This window comes from Amycolatopsis sp. NBC_01307, assembly GCF_035975215.1.
In the GTDB taxonomy this organism is placed as follows: domain Bacteria; phylum Actinomycetota; class Actinomycetes; order Mycobacteriales; family Pseudonocardiaceae; genus Amycolatopsis.
In genome coordinates this window covers 4,563,129-4,571,789 of sequence record NZ_CP108403.1, presented here as the reverse complement: position 1 = coordinate 4,571,789, position 8,661 = coordinate 4,563,129, and the positions used below count along the sequence as shown (strand labels likewise).

General features: G+C 70.6%; 11 protein-coding genes. 7 read left to right on the top strand and 4 right to left on the bottom strand.

Features of this window, described 5'->3' with window-relative positions:
* Positions 1-146 precede the first annotated feature (146 nt).
* Positions 147-836 (top strand): O-methyltransferase, encoded by a 690-nt coding sequence (locus OG439_RS19385; protein WP_326950763.1) that lies wholly within the window; start codon positions 147-149, stop codon positions 834-836.
* 15 nt (positions 837-851) lie between these two features.
* On the opposite strand, the gene OG439_RS19380 is transcribed toward OG439_RS19385, so the two are convergent.
* Positions 852-1,694: an SAM-dependent methyltransferase gene (locus OG439_RS19380; RefSeq protein WP_326950762.1), complete on the bottom strand. Its 843-nt coding sequence runs from the start codon at positions 1,692-1,694 to the stop codon at positions 852-854.
* 107 nt (positions 1,695-1,801) lie between these two features.
* Between OG439_RS19380 and OG439_RS19375 the strand changes: the two genes are divergently transcribed.
* The 3 genes from OG439_RS19375 (at position 1,802) to OG439_RS19365 (ending at position 3,949) form a co-directional block, all read left to right on the top strand.
* A complete protein-coding gene (locus tag OG439_RS19375) occupies positions 1,802-2,137 on the top strand; it encodes a YciI family protein (RefSeq protein WP_326950761.1) in 336 nt (111 codons plus the stop codon).
* Positions 2,134-3,366, top strand: a complete 1,233-nt coding sequence (locus OG439_RS19370; RefSeq protein WP_326950760.1) for an RNA polymerase sigma factor — start codon at positions 2,134-2,136, stop codon at positions 3,364-3,366. The genes OG439_RS19375 and OG439_RS19370 overlap by 4 nt, the downstream gene beginning before the upstream one ends.
* Before the next feature lie 100 nt (positions 3,367-3,466).
* Positions 3,467-3,949, top strand: a complete 483-nt coding sequence (locus OG439_RS19365) for an SRPBCC family protein (RefSeq protein ID WP_326950759.1) — start codon at positions 3,467-3,469, stop codon at positions 3,947-3,949.
* A 61-nt stretch (positions 3,950-4,010) separates the two neighbouring features.
* Here the strand turns inward: OG439_RS19365 and OG439_RS19360 are convergent, their stop codons facing one another.
* Positions 4,011-4,652: a TetR/AcrR family transcriptional regulator gene (locus OG439_RS19360; RefSeq protein ID WP_326950758.1), complete on the bottom strand. Its 642-nt coding sequence runs from the start codon at positions 4,650-4,652 to the stop codon at positions 4,011-4,013.
* 46 nt (positions 4,653-4,698) lie between these two features.
* Here OG439_RS19360 and OG439_RS19355 point away from each other — a divergent pair, with 46 nt between their 5' ends.
* Together OG439_RS19355 and OG439_RS19350 are read left to right on the top strand one after the other, a co-directional pair.
* The gene (locus tag OG439_RS19355) at positions 4,699-5,847 is read left to right on the top strand and encodes an epoxide hydrolase family protein (protein WP_326950757.1); all 1,149 of its coding nucleotides are present in this window, start codon (positions 4,699-4,701) and stop codon (positions 5,845-5,847) included.
* A 16-nt stretch (positions 5,848-5,863) separates the two neighbouring features.
* Positions 5,864-6,259, top strand: coding sequence for a DUF4328 domain-containing protein (locus OG439_RS19350; protein WP_326950756.1), 396 nt, complete (start codon positions 5,864-5,866; stop codon positions 6,257-6,259).
* Between the two features lie 48 nt (positions 6,260-6,307).
* On the opposite strand, the gene OG439_RS19345 is transcribed toward OG439_RS19350, so the two are convergent.
* Positions 6,308-6,859, bottom strand: a complete 552-nt coding sequence (locus OG439_RS19345; protein WP_326950755.1) for a TetR/AcrR family transcriptional regulator — start codon at positions 6,857-6,859, stop codon at positions 6,308-6,310.
* A gap of 68 nt (positions 6,860-6,927) precedes the next feature.
* Here OG439_RS19345 and OG439_RS19340 point away from each other — a divergent pair, with 68 nt between their 5' ends.
* Positions 6,928-7,626 carry an alpha/beta fold hydrolase gene (locus OG439_RS19340; RefSeq protein WP_326950754.1) on the top strand — a complete coding sequence of 233 codons (699 nt, stop codon included), beginning with the start codon at positions 6,928-6,930 and terminating at the stop codon, positions 7,624-7,626.
* A gap of 410 nt (positions 7,627-8,036) precedes the next feature.
* Here OG439_RS19340 and OG439_RS19335 read toward each other — a convergent pair whose 3' ends face one another.
* Positions 8,037-8,657: a helix-turn-helix transcriptional regulator gene (locus tag OG439_RS19335; RefSeq protein ID WP_326950753.1), complete on the bottom strand. Its 621-nt coding sequence runs from the start codon at positions 8,655-8,657 to the stop codon at positions 8,037-8,039.
* Positions 8,658-8,661 lie beyond the last annotated feature (4 nt).

Here is an 8,661-nt window from a genome sequence, read left to right as displayed (position 1 = left end):
GCAGCCGAGGCGAGCTCGCGTTCATGGGTGCTTCCAGCTGGGCTGATCCCGCAGCTCGAAGCCGTGCTGCCCGGAACACGGTTCCTTCCCGCAAAGGCCGGCGAAAGCGAGTTTCGGACGCGCGGGGAATCGCCCACAATGATCACATGACCAGCCGTGATCCTCTTGCCCTGCTTGACACCCGGGCCGCCGGGGTGCTTCGGCGCCTGCACTCGGCGAATGACCGGCAGCTGCCGCGGAACCTCCTGCGGCTCGCCGGTGATCTTCCCGCGCTCGTGCTCGGCCGGCCGCGGCGTCGCCCGCCCGCGGCGGCCGAGCGCTTCGACGATGCGTTCCTCGCGCTCGGGCGGAAGCAGGCCGCCTACTGCTACGCCCAGGCCCGCGCCGTGCGCGCTCGCCGCGTCGTCGAGTTCGGGACGTCGTTCGGCGTGTCGACGATCTGGCTGGCGGCGGCCGTGCGGGACAACGGCGGCGGCACGGTGATCGGCACCGAGATGGTGCCGGAGAAGGCCGAACGGGCCCGCGCCCACGTGCGGGAAGCCGGTCTGGCGGACTACGTCGACATCCGCACCGGCAACGCCCTGGAGACCTTGCGCGATCTCGACGGCCCGGTCGACCTCATGCTCAACGACGGCTTTCCCGACGCGGCGCTCGACGTGCTGCGCCTCGTCGCGCCACGGCTGCGCACGGGAGCGGTGGTGATCACCGACAACGTCGGCGCGATGCGCGGCGACTACGCCGGCTACGTGTCCTGGTTGCGGGACCCGGCCCACGGCTTCGTCTCGGTCCGGGTGCCGTACAAGGGAGGTACGGAGGTCTCGATCCGGGTGGACTGACGAACGAGCCCTCGTTCAGTGAGCCGGTGACTCGAATCGTGCGTCCCGGTGGCGGACGCCCAGGCCGGCGTACAGTCCGTCGTCCTGGGGGAGCACGGCCGCGGTCAGCCGCTCGGGATTCCAGTTCCCGCTGGTGGTCAGCCCCGGCTCGACCAGCTCGAAGCCCTGGAACAACGCCAGTACCTCCGCGCGCGGCCGGGGGAAGATGTGGTCCTGTGTGGACCGCATCGTCTCGGCGACCCGGGGATCGGCCAGCACGGCGAAGTCGTTGGTCAGGTGGGTCAGCGCGAACTGGCTGCCGGGGGCGAGCGCGTCGCGGTAGGTGGCGAACACCCGGGGGACGTCGGCTTCCGGTGGCAGGTAGTGCCCGACGGCGACCGCGAGCAGCCCGACCGGTTGCGTCAGATCGAGCAGGGTCCGGACGGGCCCGGAGTTCAGCACGTCGGCGGGGCGCGTGATGTCGGCCTGGACTGTGGCCGCGTGGGGGTTGTCCGCGAGCAGCAACCGGCTGTGGGCGACGGCGACGGACTCGTAGTCGACGTAGACGACCCGGGCGGCCGGGTCGACCGCTTGGGCCACTTCGTGGACGTTCCCGGTCGTCGGAATGCCGGAGCCGAGGTCGAGGAACTGGCGGATGCCCGCGTCGAGCATGAACCGCACCGCCCGGCGGAGGAAGGCCCGGTTGCGCCGGGCGACGAGAGCGACCTCCGGCTGGATGTCCGTGAGCCGCTGCGCCACGGCACGGTCGGCGGCCAGGTTGTGGGCCCCGCCGAGCAGGTAGTCGTAGATCCGCGCGACGCTGGGCGTGGCCCGGTCGACTCCCGCCGGAACCCAGTCCGCGCCTTCGGCTTCGGTCACCGTCGCCCTCCCTGATGATTCTCGGTACCCAGTATGGCGGATCCACCACCGGGAGCGGAGCTTCGGATACCGCTGCGCGAGCGGATCGGCTGCGCTTGAATGGCGCCATGAAGTACGTCTTGCTGATCTGCGACGACGAGGTCGACGCGCCGACGAACGAGCAGCTCGCGGCCGATCCCGTCCACACGGCGTGGCTGGCCGACCTCGACCGCCGCGGCCGGGTCAGCGGCATGGCGCGCCTGCGCCCGGTGGAGAGCGCGACCACCGTCCGGGTCCGGCAGGGCGAGACCCTGATCTCGGACGGTCCGTTCGCGGAGACGAAGGACTTCGTCGGCGGCGTCGTCATCGTCGACTGCGCGAACCTGGACGAGGCGGTGGCGATCGCCGCCGGTCATCCGTACGCGCACCGGGGCTGCGTCGAGGTCCGCCCCGTCTGGGAATGAGCGCGCCGTCACCGGAGGTCCGCGCGGCCGTCGAGGCGGCCTACCGGGAGGAGTGGGGCCAGGTCGTCGCGACGTTGATCGGCTTCACCGGCGACTGGGACCTGGCCGAGGACAGCGCGCAGGAGGCGTTCGCGTCAGCGCTCACGACGTGGGCGCGCGACGGCGTCCCGCGCAACCCGGGGGCGTGGCTGACCATCGCGGCCCGCAACCGGGCGACCGACCGGATCCGCCGTGACGCGGTCGGGGCCACCAAGCTCCGGGACCTGGCCGTGCGGCAGCCCGTTCACGACGCCGACGCCGACGCCGACGACATCCCGGACGAGCGGCTGCGGCTGATCTTCACCTGCTGCCACCCCGCACTGCCGCTGCCCGCGCGGGTGGCGCTGACACTGCGCACGCTCGCCGGCCTCACGACCGCCGAGATCGCCCGGGCCCTGCTGTCCGCCGAAACCACCACGGGCCAGCGGCTGAGCCGGGCGAAGCGCAAGATCCAGGACGCCGGCATCCCGTACCGGGTACCGCCGGCGGAGCTGCTGCCGGAGCGCCTGGCGGCGGTGCTGGCCGTGTTGTACCTGATCTTCAACGAGGGCTACGGCGAGGCGGACCAGCGGGCGCTGACCGTCGAGGCCATCCGGCTGGCCCGGGTCCTGACGACGTTGATGCCCGCGGAAGCCGAACCACGCGGCCTGCTCGCGTTGATGCTGCTGCACGAGTCGAGGCGCGCCACCCGGCTGCGTGACGGCGAGCTCGTCACCCTCGAGCACCAGGACCGGTCGCGGTGGGACGGCGCGCTGATCGACGAGGGCGTCCGGGTCCTGGCCGGGGCACGGGCGCTGCGCCGGCCCGGCCCGTACCAGCTGCAGGCGGCGATCGCGGCCTGCCACGCGACGGCTCCCAGCGCGGCGGCGACCGACTGGGCGCGGATCGCCGGCCTGTACGCGGACCTGAGCGAGCTGACGGCGTCGCCGGTGGTGGAACTCAACCGCGCGGTGGCGGTGGCCATGGCGGACGGCATCACGACGGGCCTGGCGCTGGTGGACGCGCTGGCGGCGGCCGGCAGCCTGGACGGCTACCACCTGCTGCCGGCGACCCGCGCGGACCTGCTCCGCCGTGCCGGCCGCGATGCCGAGGCCCGCGCGTCCTACGAGCAGGCACTGGCGCTGGCTCCCTCCGATGCAGAGCGCCGCTACCTGGCCAAACGGCTCGACGAACTGGCGCCGGAAAACTGATCGAAGATTTCTCGCGGCAGGTGGCAAAGCCGGCTCTCGCCGTTCGTCGGTGGAACAACAGGGTCCTCCGGGACCCGCACCGACCACCGAGGAGACAGCCGTGAACGACAGCTACACCACCACCTTCACCGTCCCCAGCACCGCCGCCGAGGTCACCGACGCGATCAGCGACCCGCGCGCCTGGTGGATGACCGACATCGCCGGTGACACCCGGCAGGTCGGCGACGAATTCTCCTTCGAGGTCCCCGGCGTCCACTACTCCCGGCTCCGGGTCACCGACCTGATCCCCGGCGAACTCGTCGTCTGGGAGGTCGTCGACGGCAAGGTCCAGTTCGTCGCCGACCAGGACGAATGGACCGGCACCCGGATCCGTTTCGCGATCTCGTCGACCGACGTCGGCACCACGGTCCGCTTCACCCACGAAGGCCTGCGCCCCACGGACGAGTGCTACGACGCCTGCTCCGGCGCGTGGAACCTCTACGCCGGCGCCAGCCTCCGCGACCTCCTCGTCACCGGCACCGGACAGCCCAGTTCCAACCCCGATGAGGTCACCTTCCAGGAAAACGCGCGCACCAGCCGCTGAACCCGGCGAACGGGCCCAGCGGGGTCGTCGACCGCTGGGCCTGCCGCGGCGATGGTGCCGATCAGCCGAGACCGCCGTCAGGCGATCCGAGGTGCGGAGCCGTTGGTGGCGCAGCGAGTGTGAGCAAGGGCAGGACGACGTCGTCGACGAGCCGGTGCTGGGCTTCGGCGTCCGGGGGAGTGCCGTCGAGCAAAGTGGACAGGAACAGCTGAGCGACGGCCAGGCCGAGCACCGCGGCCGGGTTCGCCGCCGTCACCGGCTCGCCGCGGGCGGCGGCCCGGTGGGCGATGGCCGTCGCGACCGCGTCGCTCGTGCCGGCGATCTGGGCGCGGATGAGGCCGCGCAGCGCGGGATCCTCGCGCACCGCACCCAGGAGTCCCAGCAGTGATGGGCCGTGCTCGCCGGTGAGCGCGCGCGCCATGCCCTCGACCGCGACGACCAGGTCACCGCGCAGGGTGCCCGTGTCGGCGATGTGCAGGGTCTCGCCTTCGGCGTGCCGTCGCAGTGCTTCCGCGACCAGTTCCGCTTTTCCGGGCCATCTGCGGTAGATGGTCATCTTGGACGCCTTCGCGCGGGCGGCGACGGCGTCCATGCTGAGCCGGTCGTAGCCGATCTCGCCGATGAGGTCGACCGCGGCGGCCAGGATCGCGTCTTCACGGGCTTTGCCTCGCCGAGGCGAGGGTGTCTCGGCTTCGGACGTCATCGATTCTCCTTGACTTCTGTACGATACAGTATCGTACAGTACGGCGATGCGGATCAACCCCTTCACCCTCGACGTTCCCGAATCACAGCTCGCCGACCTGCGCGAACGCCTGCGCCTGACCCGCTGGCCGGAGCCCGAAACCGTGTCCGACACGAGCCAGGGCCCGCGGCTGGCCAAGATCCGGGCCTTGTGCGAGCACTGGAGCGGCGGTTACGACTGGGGCCGGTGCGAGGACCTGCTCAACGGCTTCGGCCAGTTCCACACGGAAATCGACGGCGTCGACATCCACTTCCTGCACGTCCGCTCGCCCGAGCCGGACGCGCTCCCGCTGATCATGACCCACGGCTGGCCCGGGTCGGTGCTGGAGTTCCGCAAGGTGATCGGCCCGCTCACCGACCCGGCGGCCCACGGCGGGGATCCCCGCACGGCGTTCCACCTCGTCGTCCCGACGATGCCGGGCTTCGGTTTCTCCGGCAAGACCACCGAACCGGGCTGGACGCTCGCGCGCACCGCCGGCGCCTGGATCACGCTGATGGACCGGCTCGGCTACGACCGCTGGGGCGCCCAGGGCGGGGACCTCGGCGCCGGCGTCACCGACGAGATCGGCCGGAAAGCGCCGCCGGGTTGCGTCGGCCTGCACCTGAACTTCGCCATGTTCTTCCCGACGCCGCAGGAGCGGGCCGAAGCCACCCCGCACGAACAAGCCATGCTCGACAGCGCCGACTACTTCTGGGAGACGTTGTCCGGCTACGCCAAGGAACAGTCCACCCGGCCGCAGACCATCGGCTACTCCCTGGCCGACTCGCCGGCCGGGCAGGCCGCGTGGATCTACGCGATGTTCCAGGACACGTGCGGCACCCCGGGTGACGCGGAAGCGTCGTTCACGCACGACGAACTGCTCGACGACATCATGCTCTACTGGCTCCCCAACGCCGGGTCGTCCGCCGCCAAGACGTACTGGGAGATGGCCCGCGCCCGCGCGACCGCGTCAGGTCCGCCCGCCCCGATCACGATCCCGACGGGCTTCACGATGGCGCCGCACGAACACGTCCGGAAGTCCCGGCGCTGGATCGAACGCTGCTACACCGATCTCGTCCACTTCGCCGAACTCGACCAGGGCGGGCACTTCCTGGCGCTGGAACAGCCGGACCTCTTCGTCGCCGAGGTCCGGGCGAGTTTCGCCACCCTGCGCTGAGCACACCGCCGGTGAAATGCGGTGGCTGTGGCTCGCCCGCACCAACGCCGAGGTGATCGAACCTGCCCGGCACCGGCACTCGCCCATGTGGGCCGTGCTCGGCTGGATCGTGCCGATCGTCAGCTTCTGGTTCCCGCAGATGGTCGTCCAAGACGTCTGGAACGCCGTCAACCCCCAGCGGCCGCGCGGAACGTGGCAGCTGTACCGGACGCCGGGCGCCGAGCTGGTCACCTGGTGGTGGGCCGCCTACCTCACGAACCAGGTGCTGTCCACGAGCGGCGCCCGCCTAACCGGGGATGCGACGATCACGCGCTACAGCGACACCGTCGCGGCGGTGGCCCTGGTCGTGGCCGCGGTGCTGATCATCAAGATCAGTACCCGGATCACGGCCTGGCAGACGAACCCCCGCTGAGGCGTACCTCGAACCCTGCGTCCGAGTGGCACCCGCCGACCGGCGGGATCACTTGCGAGCATCCAGCGTGCTGAGGAAGTGTGTGAACGCCTCATTCGCGCGGTCGTGGTCCTCGGTTGCGTCGAGATCCATGAGGAGGCCGCGGATTACGGCCAGGACCAGGGTGGCCAGTTCCGGCCGGTCCATGCTGCGCAGGCCTTCTTCGAGCGGGCCGAGCCAGTCCGTTGTCGCCGCTCGGCGGAAGTCGGGCCGGTGCTTCTGCGCCGCGCTTTCCCGCCACAGTCCGAACATTCGCAGGTACGGCCGGCCCTCGGGGCCGGTCATGAACGCCCAGGCTTGCGCGAGGGTGACGGTGTAGGGCCGGTCGGGGCGTACGCGCAGCAAGTCGCCGAATGTGGTGAGTTGGCGTTGCCGCGCAGTATCGAGGATTGCGCTCAGGAGGGCGTCGCGCGTGCCGAAGTGGTAGATCAGCATGCGCGCCGACGTGCCGGTGGCGCGAACCAGCGGGTCGAGCCGGTCGGGCAGGCCGTGTTCGAGCGCGTGGTCGGTGCACGCGTCGAGCAGCCGCTGCTTGATCTCGGGCTCCGGTCGTCTTCCCACGCGGCTACTTTTTCACGTAATAACCGCTACGTCTAACGTCGGTGTTCCGCAGCGACGTGGAGGTAGTGATGAGGGTTGTGTTCGTGCACGGGGCGTGCGTCCGGGACGGATCGTGGTGGTGGCACCGCATGTCCGGGCTCCTGCGGGGGCGAGGCGTGCCGAGTGTGACCCCGGCGCTGCCTAGCTGTGGGGAGACCGGTGCGCCCGGCGGTCATGGTGGTCCGGGGTTGGCCGAGGACGTCGACGCGGTGCGTCAGGTGCTGCGGGACAGCGACGAACCGACCGTCGTCGTCGCCCACAGCTACGGCGGGATCGTGACGGCCGAGGCGGCCGCGGGCGTGGCTTCGGTGCGTCACCTGGTGCTGATCTCCAGCTACCTGCCCGAAATCGGGCAGAGTCTCGCGGACTTCGGTGACGGCGCCCCCGCGCCGTTCCTCGACGTCGACCCCGACGCGGGCACGTTCGGGGTTCGCCCCGAACTGCTGGTGAACACGTTCCTGCAGGACTGCGACGCCGACGTCCAGGCCGAAGCGGCGAACCACCTGACCCGGCAAAGCGTGCGGGTCACCGGCGAAGCGGTCGGGGCGGCCGCCTGGCGGGACGTGCCGACGACGTATCTCGTGTGCGCCCAGGACGCGGGTACGCCGGCCCGGTCGCAACGGGAGTTCGCCCGCAAAGCCGGTCGCGTCGTCGAACTCGACGCGGGGCATCACCCGTTCCTGTCCCGGCCCGCCGCGGTCGGCGACCTGCTGCTGAGCCTGCCGTGAGCGACGACGTCGACCGGCCGGATGGCACGAACCGGTTGCACGGCAAGGAAGATCTCGAGACGTTCTGGCTGGACTAATGGACGCACACGCGCACGCGCACCCACGACCGGCTGTCGGCGTTCACCGCCATGGGCTGACGGCCGATTCGGCCACCGGCCACCGCATCCTGGACTCCCGGATCGCGCGGTTGGACATCGAAGGGTGATGCGGACCTGAACGAAAGTGGTGGCGATTGCGAACGGCGTAGACTCCGGGTGTCCCGGGGGTGAGACCTGATGACGACCGAATACCGCTGGTCCTTGGTGGTTTTGCTGGTAGTCGTGACGTTGGCCGCCCTGGTGTCGGCGGTGGTGGTGGGCCGGGTCAACCGGGTCGACCCCAGCCGCGAAGATCGCGGCGTCGTGAGCGGGTCAGGTGATCCAGCCCGAATCCTGGGCCACGCGGATGCTGTCCACAAGGGAACGGGTGCGCAGCTTGCTCTGGATCGCGGCCAGGTGGTTGCGGACGGTCCCGGTCGCCAGCCCGAGTGCGGTGGCGACCTCCTTGGGCGGGCTTCCGGCCGCGGCGGCGGTCAGCACCTCGCGTTCCCGCGGGGTCAGCGGACTCTCTCTGGCCGCCCAGGCGGACAGGGTCAGGCTGTTGCTGACGGCTCGGCGGCCGTCTTCGACGGTGTAGATGACGTCGTGTAGATGAGCGACGCCTTCGTGCAGGTAGACGACGCCCCGTGGTTTGTGGGAGAGGATCCTCTGGGCGTCGTGACTGGACAAGGACGTCACGAGGAAGATCAGGTTGTTGTGTTCGGTCGCATCGGAAGCCCTGGACTCCTCCTGCCGGCAACGGTGCTGGAGATCGTCTTCCGCGGGGTAGAGGACGAAGACGAGAGAGTCCTGGTCGGCGAGTGCGGCGCGAGCAAGATCGATCTGCTCGAAGTCGAACACCCGGTGCGGGTCGAAGTCGTAGGCCCGGGCGAGCAGCGCGGCGACCGCCGCGCGGTTGATGGTGTCCGGGCCGATGAGAATGGCTTGCTGCATAAGG